Annotated in this window: 13 protein-coding genes; 9 read left to right on the top strand and 4 right to left on the bottom strand. The window is 70.5% G+C overall.

The window, feature by feature from the left end; translation table 11 throughout:
* The first annotated feature begins 81 nt into the window (after nucleotides 1-81).
* The gene (locus tag AB0H87_RS00365; RefSeq protein WP_360137104.1) at nucleotides 82-579 is read left to right on the top strand and encodes a VOC family protein; all 498 of its coding nucleotides are present in this window, start codon (nucleotides 82-84) and stop codon (nucleotides 577-579) included.
* A gap of 88 nt (nucleotides 580-667) precedes the next feature.
* On the opposite strand, the gene AB0H87_RS00360 is transcribed toward AB0H87_RS00365, so the two are convergent.
* A complete protein-coding gene (locus AB0H87_RS00360) occupies nucleotides 668-1,510 on the bottom strand; it encodes a helix-turn-helix transcriptional regulator (RefSeq protein WP_360137101.1) in 843 nt (280 codons plus the stop codon).
* A gap of 102 nt (nucleotides 1,511-1,612) precedes the next feature.
* On the opposite strand from AB0H87_RS00360, the gene AB0H87_RS00355 reads away from it, so the two are divergent.
* Together AB0H87_RS00355 and AB0H87_RS00350 are read left to right on the top strand one after the other, a co-directional pair.
* Nucleotides 1,613-2,362: an SDR family oxidoreductase gene (locus AB0H87_RS00355; RefSeq protein WP_360137098.1), complete on the top strand. Its 750-nt coding sequence runs from the start codon at nucleotides 1,613-1,615 to the stop codon at nucleotides 2,360-2,362.
* Between the two features lie 19 nt (nucleotides 2,363-2,381).
* Nucleotides 2,382-2,816, top strand: a complete 435-nt coding sequence (locus AB0H87_RS00350) for a PRC-barrel domain-containing protein (protein WP_360137095.1) — start codon at nucleotides 2,382-2,384, stop codon at nucleotides 2,814-2,816.
* A gap of 1 nt (nucleotide 2,817) precedes the next feature.
* Here AB0H87_RS00350 and AB0H87_RS00345 read toward each other — a convergent pair whose 3' ends face one another.
* Nucleotides 2,818-3,456 (bottom strand): NAD(P)H-binding protein, encoded by a 639-nt coding sequence (locus AB0H87_RS00345; RefSeq protein ID WP_360137092.1) that lies wholly within the window; start codon nucleotides 3,454-3,456, stop codon nucleotides 2,818-2,820.
* Between the two features lie 83 nt (nucleotides 3,457-3,539).
* Here AB0H87_RS00345 and AB0H87_RS00340 point away from each other — a divergent pair, with 83 nt between their 5' ends.
* The gene (locus AB0H87_RS00340) at nucleotides 3,540-4,115 is read left to right on the top strand and encodes a helix-turn-helix domain-containing protein (RefSeq protein ID WP_360137089.1); all 576 of its coding nucleotides are present in this window, start codon (nucleotides 3,540-3,542) and stop codon (nucleotides 4,113-4,115) included.
* Nucleotides 4,116-4,317: 202 nt separating this feature from the next.
* On the opposite strand, the gene AB0H87_RS00335 is transcribed toward AB0H87_RS00340, so the two are convergent.
* Nucleotides 4,318-5,241, bottom strand: coding sequence for a hypothetical protein (locus AB0H87_RS00335; protein ID WP_360137086.1), 924 nt, complete (start codon nucleotides 5,239-5,241; stop codon nucleotides 4,318-4,320).
* 134 nt (nucleotides 5,242-5,375) lie between these two features.
* Here AB0H87_RS00335 and AB0H87_RS00330 point away from each other — a divergent pair, with 134 nt between their 5' ends.
* Nucleotides 5,376-6,260, top strand: coding sequence for an MHYT domain-containing protein (locus AB0H87_RS00330; RefSeq protein WP_360137083.1), 885 nt, complete (start codon nucleotides 5,376-5,378; stop codon nucleotides 6,258-6,260).
* 44 nt (nucleotides 6,261-6,304) lie between these two features.
* Here the strand turns inward: AB0H87_RS00330 and AB0H87_RS00325 are convergent, their stop codons facing one another.
* Nucleotides 6,305-9,862: a ThuA domain-containing protein gene (locus AB0H87_RS00325; RefSeq protein WP_360137080.1), complete on the bottom strand. Its 3,558-nt coding sequence runs from the start codon at nucleotides 9,860-9,862 to the stop codon at nucleotides 6,305-6,307.
* Between the two features lie 305 nt (nucleotides 9,863-10,167).
* On the opposite strand from AB0H87_RS00325, the gene AB0H87_RS00320 reads away from it, so the two are divergent.
* Genes AB0H87_RS00320 through AB0H87_RS00305 form a run of 4 tightly spaced genes read left to right on the top strand, consistent with a single transcriptional unit; the run spans nucleotide 10,168 to nucleotide 14,862 of the window.
* Nucleotides 10,168-11,676, top strand: a complete 1,509-nt coding sequence (locus tag AB0H87_RS00320; RefSeq protein ID WP_360137077.1) for a sugar ABC transporter ATP-binding protein — start codon at nucleotides 10,168-10,170, stop codon at nucleotides 11,674-11,676.
* Nucleotides 11,673-12,647, top strand: coding sequence for an ABC transporter permease (locus AB0H87_RS00315; protein ID WP_360137074.1), 975 nt, complete (start codon nucleotides 11,673-11,675; stop codon nucleotides 12,645-12,647). The genes AB0H87_RS00320 and AB0H87_RS00315 overlap by 4 nt, the downstream gene beginning before the upstream one ends.
* Nucleotides 12,644-13,639, top strand: a complete 996-nt coding sequence (locus tag AB0H87_RS00310; RefSeq protein ID WP_360137071.1) for an ABC transporter permease — start codon at nucleotides 12,644-12,646, stop codon at nucleotides 13,637-13,639. Before AB0H87_RS00315 ends, AB0H87_RS00310 begins: the two co-directional genes overlap by 4 nt.
* A gap of 26 nt (nucleotides 13,640-13,665) precedes the next feature.
* The gene (locus AB0H87_RS00305; RefSeq protein ID WP_360137068.1) at nucleotides 13,666-14,862 is read left to right on the top strand and encodes a substrate-binding domain-containing protein; all 1,197 of its coding nucleotides are present in this window, start codon (nucleotides 13,666-13,668) and stop codon (nucleotides 14,860-14,862) included.

Below are 14,862 nucleotides of genomic sequence, written 5' to 3'. Positions count from 1 at the left end.
CTAACGCGCGGGTCGGTCGGTGGTTGCGCGGCTTCCCATTTGTCCAAGCGGGTGGCCGGCGCCGTCGATACGGTCGTTCGCATGACCACCGAGCGGAACACCCGACCTGCCGACTACCCGGCGGCGATCATGCCGATGCTCGCTTACGAGGACGGCGTGGCGGCTATCAACTTCCTGCGCACGGCGTTCGGCTTCACCGAGCGGATGCGGCTGACCGCGGACGACGGCTCGATCGGCCACGCCGAACTGGCCCTCGGCGACGCGGTGATCGCGCTGGCCACGCCGGCGGGCATCGGCTACGAGAGCCCGAAACACCACCGCGAACACTGCACGACGGCGATGCGCTGGACGGAGCAGCCCTGGGTCGTCAACGGCGTCATGGTCTACGTGGACGACGTGGACGCACACGCCCGCCGCGCCGAGGCCGCCGGTGCCCTGCTGCTCAGCGAACCCACGGACCAGCCGTACGGCGTGCGCAGCTACCGCGTCGAGGACCTCGAGGGCCACCGCTGGATGTTCAGCCAGCACATCCGGGACACCAAGCCCGAAGACTGGGGTGCCACCACTCCCGCCGAGTGACCCGCCGGTCGTCGACGCCCATCATTGGTACTGACCGCGGCGACGTCTGCGACTACACGACGCCGGCTGCTCGGGCTGTAGGCGGCGGTCAGGCACGCAGCGCGGGCCGGGCGGCCAGGCGGCGGAAGGCGGCTTCCGTGGGTGAGCCCGGTTCCGCGCAGTAGACGATCATTCGTTGGTCGCTGTCGCTGATGTGCAGGACCTGGCACTCGAACTCGAGCACGCCCGCGTCCGGGTGTTCGACCCGCTTGCGCACACCGCGCCGGACGGCGACGTCGTGGCTGCGCCACATCTCCGCGAACCGCGGCGACAGCCCGAGCAGCTCGGTGACCAGCGTCTCGATGCCCGGGTCGCCGGGATAGCGGGCGTACGCCGCGCGCAGGTCCGCCACCGACGCCGCCGTGAAGGCCACCGCGTCCTCGTCACGCCAGTGCAGGTCGTCGGCCGGCTGCCGGAACATCCAGCGGATCATGTTGCGGTCCTCCGGCGGCGTCGCCGACTGGTCGCCGATGAACCGGGTCGCCAGCGTGTTCCAGGCGAGCAGGTCGTACTTCGCGTCGACCACGTACGCCGGTGTCAGTGGCATGGTGTCGAGCAGGTAGCGGACAGCCGGCAGCAGCTCACGGCTCGGACCGACCACCACCGGCGGCGTCTCGCCGGCGATCCGGAACAGGTACTCCCGTTCGTCGATCGTCAGCAGCAGCGCCCGGGCGAGCGCCGAGAGCACCTGCCGCGATGGCTGCGGTCCGCGGGCCTGCTCCAACCGGATGTAGTAGTCGATCGACATGCCCGCCAGCTCCGCGACCTCCTGCCGGCGCAGCCCGGGCGTGCGCCGCGGGCCGGTGCCACCGCCGCCGGGCAGCCCGACGTCGACGGGGCGCAGCCGCTCGCGGCGGGTGCGCAGGAACGCGGCGAGCTCGGATCGGTTCACCCCTCCAGCGTGCCGCACCCGGCCGGTCCGCGGGTGGTACGGCCGGTACCAGGCAACACCGGTCCTGCCGCGCGGGGCGGTCCGGCGGCCAGGCTCGACGGCATGACACAGATCGCATTGATCACCGGTGCAAACAAGGGCATCGGGTACGCGACGGCGCGTGCCCTGGGCGAGCGGGGCATGACCGTGCTGCTCGGCGCCCGTGACGAGGGCCGCGGCCGGGCCGCGGAGAAGGAACTGACCGCCGAAGGGCTGGACGCCCGGTTCGTCCGGCTCGACGTGACCGACGCGGCGACGGTGCAGGCCGCCGCCGAGCTGGTCGAGGCGGAGTTCGGCCGGCTCGACGTGCTGGTCAACAACGCCGGCATCGTCCGCGCCGACGGCACCGCCGAGCCGAGCGCGACGCGGATCGGGACGATCCGGGAAGTCTTCGAGACCAACGTGTACGGCGTTGTCACGGTCACCAACGCCGTCCTGCCGCTGCTGCGCCGGGCACCGGCCGCCCGGATCGTCAACGTGTCCAGCGAGGTCGGCTCGATCGCCTCGATGACCGACCCGGCGAGCCCGCTGTTCGCGCTGACCTCGGTGCCGTACCCGGCCTCGAAAGCCGCCCTGAACATGATCACTGCGATGTACGCCAAGGAACTGCGGGACACTCCCATCAAGGTCAACGCGGCGAACCCGGGCTACACCGCGACGGACTTCAACAGCCACCACGGCTTCCGTACGCCCGAACAGGCCGCGGCGGTCTGCACCCACCTGGCGACGTTGCCCGCGGACGGGCCGTCGGGGTTGCTCTGGGGCCACCTGATCACCCGGGAGGGCGACCAGAACGGGGTTCTGGCCTGGTGATCCGGGGTAACCCTGGAGCGTGGAGTCATTCGTCTTCAACGCGTGGTCGTGGCGCCCGCCGGCTCTCGGGGGCGGCCACGACGAGACCACGCCGGACCGCGGCCCGGACGACCCCGACCGGGACCGCGACCGGCGCCGCACGGTGGCCGCCACCCCTGAGGGCGGCGGCCCCGGCTTCTCCCTGGACCTGACCGGCTACGCCGTGCAGGCGGTGGACGGCGAGATCGGGAAGGTGGAGAAGGCCGGCGACACCGACCTCGTGGTCGACACCGGCCCATGGATCTTCGGCCGGGTCGTGCTGCTGCCCGCCGGGGTGGTCGAGCGGGTCGACCACCAGGCCCGCACGGTGCACGTCGACCGCACGAAGGAGCAGATCAGGAACGCGCCGGAGTACGCGGACGCGTCCGACTACCGGGACCGGCTGGCGCACTACTACCGCGACACGTACGGGTGAGTCAGTAACCGAGCCCGATGACATGCCCGACGGTGTTCGGGTCGCCCAGCGCTACCATGATGGCGTCGGCCAGGTCGGCCCGTGACAACCGGAGCCCACCGCGCACGTTGCGGTCGAGCGCGGTCCGGTATTGCTTGCGCGCCCCGTCGGTGAGCTGCGGCGGCCGCAGCACGGTCCAGCGCAGCTCGCTGTCGAACACGAGCCGCTCGGTCCGCGCGAAGTCGCCGAACTGCTGCTTGAGGAACGTGCTGCCGATCAGCGGCTTGAACAGGTAGCGGGTGAACGGCCCGTCGCCGTCGTCGCGCACGTGCCCACTCCCGGTGACCACCAGCAGCCGCGCGGTCGGGTTGTTGGCCGCGAGCGCGGCGACGGCGGCGGCCGCACCGCGCGAGCAGACGGTCGCCGGCGCCTTGGGCCGCGGCCCGAGCGTGTCGACGACCGCGTCCCGACCGGTGACGGCGGCGCTGATCGACTCGGGATCGAACGCGTCGGCGATGACCACCTCGAGCCTGGGATCGGCATCGAACGGCAGCCGGCCCGGATCGCGCACCACGGCGGTGACGTGGTGCCCGGCATCCAGCGCCCGCCGCACGACGTGTCGCCCGGTGCCACCGGTAGCGCCGAGAACGGTGATCTTCATGATGAGTGCCTCCCGTGGTTAGTAAACGCTCACTCACCTCTAGGATGGTGAGTGCTTACTAACCTGTCAAGGGGAGCGCCGGAGTGGGAACCAGGGACCGAATCCTCGACGCGGCCGCGGAGGTCATCCGCACGCGCGGCATGGCCAACGCCACGACCCGCGAGATCGCGAAGGCGGCGGGCTACTCGGAGGCGACGCTCTACAAGCACTTCACCGGCAAGGTCGAGTTGCTGGTGGCGGTCCTGCGCGAACGCACGCCGGGCTTCGCCCACCTGTCGCGGGCGCTGGGCAACGCGGGTTCGGACCTGACCTCAGGCCTGACCGCCATCGCCTCGGCCGCGATCGAGTTCTACACGACGAGCTTCCCGATGCTGGCGTCGATCTTCTCGGACCCGTCGATCCTGGCGGCACACACGGCGGGCCTGCACGAGGTGGGCGCGGGCCCGCACCGCGTCAACGAGGCGGTCGTCGACTACCTGCGCCACCAGCAGAAACAGGGCGCGATCCGCCCGGACGCCGACCTCTACGCGGCCGCGGCCCTCCTGATCGGCGCCTGCTTCCAGCACGCCTTCCTGGGCCACATGAACTGGTCGGACCGCCGCCCGGACAGCGCGGCCGCCGAGTCATTCGCCGCCCTGACCGCGGCCGCCCTGCGCTAGCCCGCGCCACGCCACCGCGACCGGCCAGCCAGATCGTCGCGCGGCCCGCTTTGCTCTGCATCCAAATACGCATCACCCCGTCCGACCTCCGGCCCGCTTTGCTCTGCATCCAAATACGCACCACCCCGTCTGACCTGCGGTGCGTATATGGATGCAGAGCAAAGCCTGCGAAAACCCAGCCCCCGGCGCGGGGCGGGTTTGATCACGGTTGTTGGAAGTCGCGGTCTTCCCAGATGCGGCGGTTCAGGTAGTCCTGGACCTTGGCGATGTAGTCCTCGCTGTCCGGTGTCCGCCAGCGCCCGCTGAACCAGCGACCGACGCAACCCCACTGGTCGCCCGCGCGATAGGGCTCGCCGCGGTCCTCTTCGTTCAGCCAGCCCTCGTAGCCCTCGAAGCAACCCCTCCAGATCGAGTACGCCAGGTCCACGTTCATGGCCGTCGAGCGGGCCACGCCCGGCCACGCCGACTTCTGGTACGGGTGCCGGTCCTGCAGGATCCCGAAGCTCTCCGGGCACTCCCCCGGCCGGCCGTCGACGCCCAGGCCGTGCCCGGGCGCGCAGCGCCGTGCGTCGGTGCCGTAGTCGCCGAACACCGTCTGGCGCCACCAGCTCTCGACCGCCGCCTGGGCGAACACGAGGGATTCGTCGACGCCCCACTTGCACGCGGCCCAGCGCAGGATGTCCCTTGTGGACCCGGTGAACGCGCCGTCGACGCGGGGTGCGATCTGGGCGTCCGCGCGGTCGTCGTCGAAGATGTCCGCGCCTATCCGGTGGCCCGTCGTCGAGTTGGCCATCAGGTTCATGCCCTTGTTCTCCGCCGACGGCCGGGACCGCACCCACGTCGCGCACTGCGCGCCCGACGGCAGCGTCGCGCCCGGCGGCAGCGTCACGAACCGGTCCGGCGCCGCGGGCGGCGTCGGGCGGGCGGTCGCCGACAACTCCGACGGCGGCGCGGCGGGCTCCGACCAGCCGCCCTCGGTGTCGCTCCAACCCGTGCCGGTGCGGCCCGCCGCGCCGCCCGGTGCGCGGTCGGCGTGGGCCGAGATCGTGCCGACCAGGGCGATCGCCGCGGCAGTGGCCGCCACCACCGCGATCGGCCAGCGGTGCCGTCGAATGCGTCGTCTCACGGCGAGCGACCGTAAGCGGGGAATCTTGAACCGGTCAACGGGCCAAAAGGACATTTAACGCAAGCCACCTCGATCGGGTGAGTGACGGACGAGATGTGCGACAGTCCACGTTAACCACCTGGCTCACTTCCCGCATGGCAACGGTGCACCATTTCACCAACGGCTGGTTGAATCCGGTCTTCGCGTACGCCGTCTCGATCGTCGGCGCGCTCGTGGGTCTGTACTGCACCGCCCGCGCGCGACAGGTGCGCCCCGGGGCACCCCGGGTGAAGTGGCTGACCATCGCGACCGTCGCGATCGGTGGTGCCGGCATCTGGCTCGCGCACCTCACCGCGATGCTCGGCTTCGACGTCGAGGACAGCCCGGTCCGCTACAGCCCCGGACTGACCGCGGTCAGCCTCGCGCTCTCGCTCGGCGCCGTCGGCGTCGGGCTCTTCCTCGTCGGGTACCGCGATCCGACCACCGCACAGATCCTGCGGGCCGGCGGGGTCACCGGCGCCGGCCTGCTCGGCATGCACTACACCGGGATGGCCGGGGTCAACGTGGCCGGCGAGATCACCTTCCAGCCGCGCCTCGTGGCGGCGTCCGCGCTGATCGCGGTGGTCGCGGCAACCGCCGCCCTCTGGTTCAGCGTCACCGTCAACGGGCGGCGGAAGATCGCCGGCGCGTCCGTCGTGATGGCCACGGGCGTCTGCGGCATGCACTACACGGCGATGGCCGCGGTCGGTGTCGAGCGCGACGAGGTCGGCCTGGCCGCGGTCACCGGCGTACGGCCGATGGTCCTGATCGTCTCCGTCGCGGTGATCTCCGCCGTGACGATGACCGTCATGGCGACGGTGGCGCTGCAGGCCATGACCACCGAGGAGTTCGCGGGCGACGGGTCCGCGACGGTGTCCGCTCCGGAGCCGGTCGGCCTGGCCGCGGCCGGCTTCGCCGCTCCGGTCGCGGCGGACCCCATCCGCCTCGACATGCCCATCACGCCGGGCCTACGCCGCCGCGAGTCCCGCTTCCCATACTGAGCCTCGGATCGGGGCCCCGGTCGAGCCGGGGCCCCGATCGCCTGTCACTGCTGGGTCAACCGCCACTGCTGGTTGGTGGCGGTGTGGCACGGCCACTGGATCAGCGCCGCACCGTCGGCCGTCGAGCCGCCGTTGACGTCGAGGCACTTGCCGCTGTGCACCGCCCGCAACTGGTAGACGCCGGACGTCGCGGTCGCCACCGGTGTCCAGGCCTGGTTCGCCTGGGACGTGCAGGTCAGCTGCACCACCGCGGCCGCGTCGGCCGTCGAGCCGCCGGACAGCGCCATGCACTTACCACTGTGGACCGCCTTCAGGTAGACGTTGCCACTGCCGGCGTCCACCGCCTGCCAGCGCTGGTTGGCGCCGCCCGTGGCCGTCCACTGGTGCACGACCGCGTTGTCGGCCGTCGAGACGCCGTTGACGTCGGCCAGCTTGCTGCTGTGCTGGGCGGTCAGCGTGTACGTCCGGCCGGCGATGCCACCGGACGGGGTCGTGCCCACACCGTTGCCACCGAAGGTGAACGCGTCCACGTCGAAGTTGTTGCCGCTGCTGGTCTTGAACACCATGTAGAGCTTGTGCGTCCCGGACAGGGCCCCGACGGAGACCGCCGCCTGCTGCACGTAGGTGTCCCAGCCGCCGGTTGCCGCGACGGGGTTCGTGGCCAGCAGCGTCCCGGTCGGCGAGTCCGCACGCAGTTCGATGCTGCCACCGCCGCTCGGTGACGAGACGCGGTAGCTGACCGAGTTGATCCCCTGCAGGCTCATCGGGTCGAACATGATCCAGTCGTTGTTGCTGATGTCGCCGATCCGCCCGCCACTCTCGGCGCCGCTCTGCGCGACGATCCGCGTGCCGGACTGGGCCGTGTAGTACTCCGCCTGCTTGTGCTTGGGCTGCAGGATCGCCTTGGCATAGCCGGTCAACCGCGCGACCGACCCGTTGCCGTTGTCCTGATAACGGGCGTTGAGCACGTAGAACAGGTTCGCGCCGTCCGGGTGCCCGCCGAGGTTGCCGGTCGAGACGGTGCCCGAGCAGCCCGGCAGGTCCGTCGTGCCGTGCTCGTGGTCGTCGTGCCCGAGCGCCGGGTTCGTGAACACCTGCTGGCAGTTGATCGTGCCGTCCTGGGCATCGGTGACCGACACCGAGTAGGCGACGTTCTGCCCGAAGTCGAGCATCCCGCCGTTCGGCGGCCCGGTGATCGTCACGACCGGCGCGTTGTTGCCGACCGTGATGGGCACGTTGGCGAACGACGACCGCCCCGTGTTGTCGGTGACGGTCAGCTTCGCCACATAGTTCCCGTTCGAGGTGTACGTCTTCGACGGGTTGGCGGCCGTCGAGTCGGTGCTGCCGTTGCTCTCGAAGTCCCACGCGTAGCTGATCGTGTCGCCCGTGTCGGGGTCGTGCGTGCCCGCGCTGGAGAACTGCACGGTCAGGGGCGAGAGCCCGTTGGTCGGCGTGCCCGTCGCCACCGCCACCGGAGCCCGGCCGCCCTTGACGTAGTCGATCCGGTAGAGCCCGGAGTCGTTGTTGCCACCGCCGAAGTTGGCACCCCACTCCAGCAGGTAGAGCGACCCGTCCGGCCCGAACCGCATGGCCATCGGCTTGTTGAAGAACTCACCGGGCAGGAACGGATTGATCTTGACCAACCCACCGGACGAGTCGAAATGGATCTCCTGGACGTAGTTGCGGGCCCATTCGTAGAAGAAGTGCACCCCGTTGTAGTACGCGGGGAACTTCGTCGTCGAGGTGCTGGCGGCGTTGTAGCGGTAGACCGGCCCGCCCATCGGCGCCGCACCGCCCTCGCCCATCTCCGGGAAGTTCGATGAGGCGCCGTACCCGTACCAGATCTGCGGTTGCACCAGGGCCGGCAGCGTCCGCAGGCCGGTGTTGTTGGGCGAGTCGTTGACCGGCGCGTTGCAGTTGAACTTCGACCCGACCACGCCGGTGTCCGGGTTGTACGGCGCGTACGCCTGGTTGTTGCCGTGGCAGAACGGCCAGCCGAAGTTGCCCGCCTGCTTGATCACGTTGAGCTCGACCAGGCCCTCGGGGCCGCGGTTGGTGGTCGGCAGGCCGCGGTCCGGCCCGTAGTCCGCCATGTTGATCCAGCCGGTCTGCTTGTCGACCTCGAACCGGAATGGGTTCCGGAAGCCCATCGCGTAGATCTCGGGCCGGGTCAGCGAGGTGCCGGGCGCGAACAGGTTGCCGCTCGGGATCGTGTACGTCCCGTTCGACTCGGGGTGGATCCGCAGGATCTTGCCGCGCAGGTCGTTGGTGTTGCCCGCACTCCGCGCGGCGTCCAAGTTGGACTTGCCGGGCCGCCAGTCCAGCGGCGCGTAGCCCTGCCAGGCCGGGTCGAGGTTCGGCGGGGTGTCGTCACCGGTCGACAGGTACAGGTTGCCGTTGGGGCCGAACGCGACGTAGCCGCCGGTGTGCCCGGGCTCGGGGAACGTCCGGTCGCGGTAGGCCGGCACCGACAGCAGCACGACCTCGCTGGACAGGTTGACCGTGTCACCGCTGACGGTGAAGCGCGACAGGCGGTTGACGTCGGTCGACGACGAGGACGGCGAGTAGTAGAGATAGATCCAACCGTTGCTGGCGAAATTGGGATCCAGGGCCATCCCGACCAGCCCGTCCTCACCTCCGGTGTAGACGGACAGCGTGCCCGCGGTCACCGTGCTCTGCTGCGCCGGCTTGAAGATCTTGATTTGGCCGGCCCGCTGCACGTAGAAGACCCGCCCGTCCGGCGCGATGTCCAGTGCCATCGGGTCGACCGTGTTGGAGTCGAGGCTGACCTTCTCGAAGTTGCCCCACACCGTGCCACCACAGTCGCCGGGCAGGTTGCCCGCCGCGTAGCGGACGCCGCCGAGCACGTGGTTGCGGAAGTTCGTCTCGCTGTACGACGCGATGTCGTGCCCCATCGCGGTCGCCCAGACCTTGCCGCCCTCGGTCTCGCGGCACCAGGAGATCGGGTGGTCGATGCCCATCGCGTCGGAGCCCGGGTTGTAGGTGCGCTCGTCGGCCGTCACCAGCACGTGCACGTTGCCGCGCGCGTTGACGTCGAAGTTGTACCACTCCTCGGTGCGTTGCCAGTTGTCCGGCAACCCGGCGGTCGACGGGTGCGCCTTGTCGGCGACCCGGGCGAACCCCTGCAACGAACCGGGCGAGTGCGACGGCATGTGGGCACCACCGTTGATCGTCTGGTCCCACCACGGGAACGTGGTGTCGATGCCCATGTCGGTCGCGTTGTGGATCGCCACGATGCCGTTGCCGGCCCGCAGGTAGTTCTGCACCGCGCTGCGCTGCGCGTCGTTGTCGAACACCATGCCCGACGTCTGGAACATCACCAGCACGTCGAACGTGTCCAGGTTGGAGGCGTTGAGCACGGTGGAGTCCTCGCTGAACACCACCTCGAAGTTGTTGGCCGCGGCGAGCTGGTTGAACATCGTGACGCCGGCGGCGATCGAGTCGTGCCGGTAGCCGGCGGTCTCGCTGAACACCAGGGCCCGGAAGGCGGGCGCGGCCTGCGCGGGTGCCTGGACGATGCCCAGGCCGAGCAGGGTGGTGGCGATCGTGAGCAGGGTGAGGGCAGGTCTGCGGCGGCGCATGCGGTCTCCTTCGGGAATGCCTTGCCCGGGCGTGCAGGAGGCTTGCGGTGCGACGCGTCCGCCGATGACGCGCAGGGGTCGGGCGCCAGAGCGCATCGACGCAGATGAGTTTGACTCGGTCCATGGTGGCCCGTCAACGCGGAGGCTTTCGGAATGGCAGATCAGTCAATGCCGAACTGTGATCGCGCCGGGCGGCTTACGGTCTTGATCGATCTCCGTTCGTCCGCTTACGATGCGACGCCAACAGCGCTTTCGGTCAGCTCAGCAAAAGCTCAAGCCTGGCAAGCGAAAGTTTTGGTGATCACATGGATTCACCTGAACCACCGGACGCGCTCCTGACGATGCGGGGCGTCGGCAAGTCCTTCTACGGCGTGTCCGTCTTGTCCGATGTGGACATTGACGTACATCCCGGCGAAGTGCACGCGGTGGTCGGTGAGAACGGTGCCGGCAAGTCCACGCTGATGAAGATCGCTTCCGGCGTGTACCAGCCCGACGCGGGCACAGTGCGGATCGCCGGCGCGCCGGTCGTCCTGCACAACCCGCGCGACGCCCAGGCCGCCGGCGTCGGGATCATCCACCAGGAGTTCAACCTGCTGCCCGAGCGCACGGTCGCCGAGAACGTGTTCCTCGGCCGCGAACCGCTGCGCAGAGGGCTGGTCGACCGCCGGGCGATGCGCGAGCGCACGGCCGAGCTGCTCGCATCGGTCGGTGCCGAGTCGGTCCGCCCGACCGACAAGGTGCGCCGGCTCGGCATCGCACAGCAGCAGGTCGTCGAGATCGTCAAGGCGCTCTCCCTCGACGCCCGCATCCTGATCATGGACGAGCCGACCGCCGCGTTGGCCGACCACGAGGTCGAGCTGCTCTACGCGCTGGTCCGCCGGTTGCAGGCCCGCGGCATCGGCATCCTCTACGTCTCGCACCGGCTTGCCGAGGTGTTCGACCTGTCGGACCGGATCACCGTGCTCAAGGACGGTCGCCGGGTGACCACACTGGACACGGCCGACGCGACGCCGGAGGCGCTGGTCCGGCACATGGTCGGCCGGGAGCTGGCCAGCTACTACCCGCCCAAGTCGGGCGACAGCGGCCCGGCACTGGTCACCCTGACCGGTGCCGGCAACGACCGGCTCCGGCCGCTCGACCTCGAGCTGCGCGCCGGCGAGGTGCTCGGCGTCGGTGGCCTGCAGGGCTCCGGGCGCTCCGCGCTGGCCCGCGCGCTGTTCGGCGTCGAGCCGTTCACCACCGGCCGGATGACCCTCGACGGCAAGCCGGTCCGGCCGCGGTCGCCGCGGCAGGCGGTCCGGGACGGCATCGCGTACGTGACCGAGGACCGCAAGGCCGACGGGCTGGCGCTGAGCCAGTCGGTGCTCGACAATGCGCTGCTGGCCAGCCGGGCGGCCAGGCCGCGCTGGTTCGCCGGCGGCGCCCGCACGACCAGCGTGCGCGCGCTGCTCGCGGCGGTCGAGGTGCACGCGGCCGGGCCGGACCAGGAGGTCCGCTACCTGTCCGGTGGCAACCAGCAGAAGGTGGTGCTCGCCCGCTGGCTCGCGATGGCGCCGCGGGTGCTGCTCTTCGACGAGCCCACCCGGGGCATCGACGTCGGCGCGAAGGCCGCCATCCACGAGCTGATCCGCGACCTGGCCGGCAAGGGCGCCGCGATCCTGATGATCTCGTCGGAGCTGCCCGAGCTGCTCGGCATGAGCGACCGCATCGTCGTCATGCGCGACGGCGCGCTGGCCGGCGAACTGCCCGGCGACGCGAGCGAGGAGGCGGTCCTGAGCCTGGCCACCGGCACACCGCACGAGGTCCCGGCGTGAGCACCCTGGCGGTGCGACGGCCGCGGATCGACTCCACCAACGGCGTCTGGCTCGCCCTCGGCGTGACGCTGGTGATCGGCGGCATCCTGGTCGCCACCGACGGCGGCTCGCTGTTCAGCCAGAACAGCACGGTCAGCCTGCTGCAGCGGGCGGCCGGGCTCGGCATCGTCGCGGTCGGGCAGACGTTCTGCATCCTGGCCGGCTCGCTGGACCTCTCGGTCGCCTACGTCATCAGCCTCACCTCGCTCATCGCCGCCGAGACGATGGCCGGCAGCGACGGCCGGGTCCTGCCGGCCATCCTCGCCGTGCTCGCCGTCTCGGCCGCGATCGGCCTGGTCAACGGCCTGCTGATCACCAAGCTGCGGATCAACGCGTTCATCGCGACGCTCGGCGTCGGGCTACTGATCAAGGGCTATCTGGAGCAGGGGTACGCCGGCCCCGCCGGCGCGGTGCCGGTCTCCTTCCAGCACCTCGGCTACGACCGCATCGGGCCGGTCCCGGTCGCGTTCGTGCTGTTCGTCGGCGTCGCGGCGGTGGCGTGGCTGATGATCAACCGCAGCCGGTACGGCCACCACCTGATCGCCACGGGCGGCGACCTCGACGTGGCCCGGCTCTCCGGCGTCCGCACCGACCTGGTGCTGATCCGTACCCACGTGATCTGTTCGATCTGTGCCGGCATCGCCGGGCTCTACCTGGCCAGCCGCCTCGGCGCGGGCGCACCCCGGGTCGGCGCCGAGGGCGGCTACGACCTCGAGTCGATCGCCGCCGTGGTGCTCGGCGGCACCGTGCTGGCCGGTGGCAAGGGCGGCGTGGCCGGCACCGTCGGCGGCGTGCTGCTGCTCGCGGTCATCGACGGCATCTTCAACCAGCTCGCCGTCGACCCGTTCTTCAAGCAGGTCGTCCGCGGCGTCGTGATCGTCGCGGCGGTCGCGATCTACGCGCTGCGCCTGCGCGGAAAGGCGGCGCGATGACTCAGACGGTCGCACCCTCCGGGCCCGCCGCCCTCGGTCAGGCCCGCCGCGGTCGGTGGGGTGCGGGCAGCATCCTGCCGGTCCTGGTGATCCTCGCGCTGCTGCTGGTCGCGATCGCGATCCGGCAACCCGACTTCTACGACCCCCCGGCCCTGCTCGCGTTCCTGAAGCGGGCCGCGCCGCTGGTCATCCTCGCCGCGGGGCAGTACTTCGTGATCGTCGCCGGCGACTTCGACCTGTCGGTCGGCTCGCTCGTCACCGCCGAGGTGGTGATCGCGGCCCGCCTGATCGACGGTGACCCGGCCGCGACCTGGCCGGTGATCGCCGTGGTGCTCGGCTTCGGCCTGCTGGTCGGGCTGGTCAACGGCCTGGTCAGCACGCTGCTCCTGGTGCCGTCGTTCATCACCACGCTCGGCATGTACCTGATCCTGGTCGGCGCGGTCTACACGTGGACGGGCGGCTCGCCGCGCGGCGCGCTCTCCGAGGAGTTCCGGATGTTCGGCCGGCGCGGCATCGAGGGCGTGCCCTGGCTGGGCGAGATCCCGTACGCCGTGCTGATCCTGCTGGTCCTGGCCGTGCTGGCGGTCCTGGCGATGCGCTCGGACTTCGGCAAGGTGCTGCTCGCCGTCGGCGACAACCCGCGCGCGGCCCGCCTCGCCGGTGGTCGCGTCGCCGGCGTCCGCACGATCGCGTTCGTGATCAGCGGCTGCTGCGCGGCGGTGGCCGCCGTCCTGCTGGGCGGGTTCGGCGGGGTGAGCTTCCAGGTCGGCGTCGGGCTGGAGTTCACCGCGATCACGGCGGTCGTGCTCGGCGGCGTCGTGCTCGGCGGCGGCCGCGGCTCGGTCGTCGGCGCGATGCTCGGCGCGCTCACCCTGCAGGCCTTGTTGACCCTGCTCAACCTGCTCGGCGTCGCGGGCGCTCTGGCGTCCGCGGTGCAGGGCCTGATCATCCTCGCTGCCGTGGCCATCGGCGGGCTACGGGCACGCACCTGAACCGCACCGACCCCTGAGGAGGAGAGTTGCGAAAGAGAACAGGTAGCGCCCTGGCCGTCGTCGCTGGCACGGCCCTGGTCCTGGCCGCCGGCTGTGCGAGCGACGTGCCGGCCGCCAACCCCAGCGCGAGCGGCTCGGCGGAGGCCGGCGCCGGCACCGGTGAGACGTCGTCGTTCTTCGTACAGGCCGACTACGACAACGAGATGGCCCTGCGGACGGCGACCGCGACCGGCCCGGGCGACAAGCCCTGGGAGCAGGCGCTCAACCCGACGAACGCGGACACCGCGAAATACAAGAAGGCCGGACCGTACAACCTGTGCTTCTCGAACGCCGGCGTCGGCAACCCCTGGCGGCAGGTCGGCTTCAAGAACATGCAGGCCGAGGTGAAGCTGCACCCGGAGATCAAGACGTTCCAGGTGACCGACGCGGAGAGCAAGGACGACAAGCAGATCTCCGACATCACCGACCTGCTCGGCAAGGGCTGTGACGCGCTGATCGTGTCGCCCAACACGACCGCGACGCTGACCCCGGCCGTCGAGCAGGCGTGCGCGAAGGTGCCGGTCATCGTCTTCGACCGCGGCGTCAACACCAAGTGCCCGGTCACGTTCATCAACCCCATCGGCGGGTACGCGTTCGGCGCGGCCGGCGCCGAGTTCCTGACCGAGAAGGTCAAGCCGGGCGGCAACGTGCTGGCGCTGCGCATCCTGCCGGGCGTCGACGTGCTCGAGGCCCGCTGGGGAGCGGCCAAGGTGGCCTTCGACAAGTCGCAGCTCAAGGTCGTGGGCGTCGAGTTCACCGACGGCGACGCGGCGAAGACGAAGACCATCGTGTCCAACTACCTGCAGCGGTACGGCACGATCGACGGCATCTGGATGGACGCGGGCGCCACGGCCGTCGCGGCCGCGGAGGCGTTCGAGGACGCCGGTAAGCCGTTCCCGGCCATCGTCGGCGAGGACCAGCAGGACTTCCTGCGGATGTGGCAGGACCGCAAGCTGACGGCGGTCGCGCCGACCTATCCGACGTACCAGTGGCGTACACCCGTGATCGCCGCCTTGAAGATCCTCAAGGGCGAGCCCGTCCCGAACCCGTGGAAGCTGCCGCAGCCGACGATCACGGACGCGAACCTCGCCCAGTACGTGGACCCGAGCATGCCCCCGCTGCACTACGCGATGTGCGGCTGCAGCGACCTGCCCGGCTACCCGGGCAACTGGGGCGGTAAGTAG

This window comes from Asanoa sp. NPDC050611, from assembly GCF_040654855.1.
Classification (GTDB): domain Bacteria; phylum Actinomycetota; class Actinomycetes; order Mycobacteriales; family Micromonosporaceae; genus Asanoa.
This window is presented reverse-complemented; position numbering and strand designations above follow the sequence as displayed.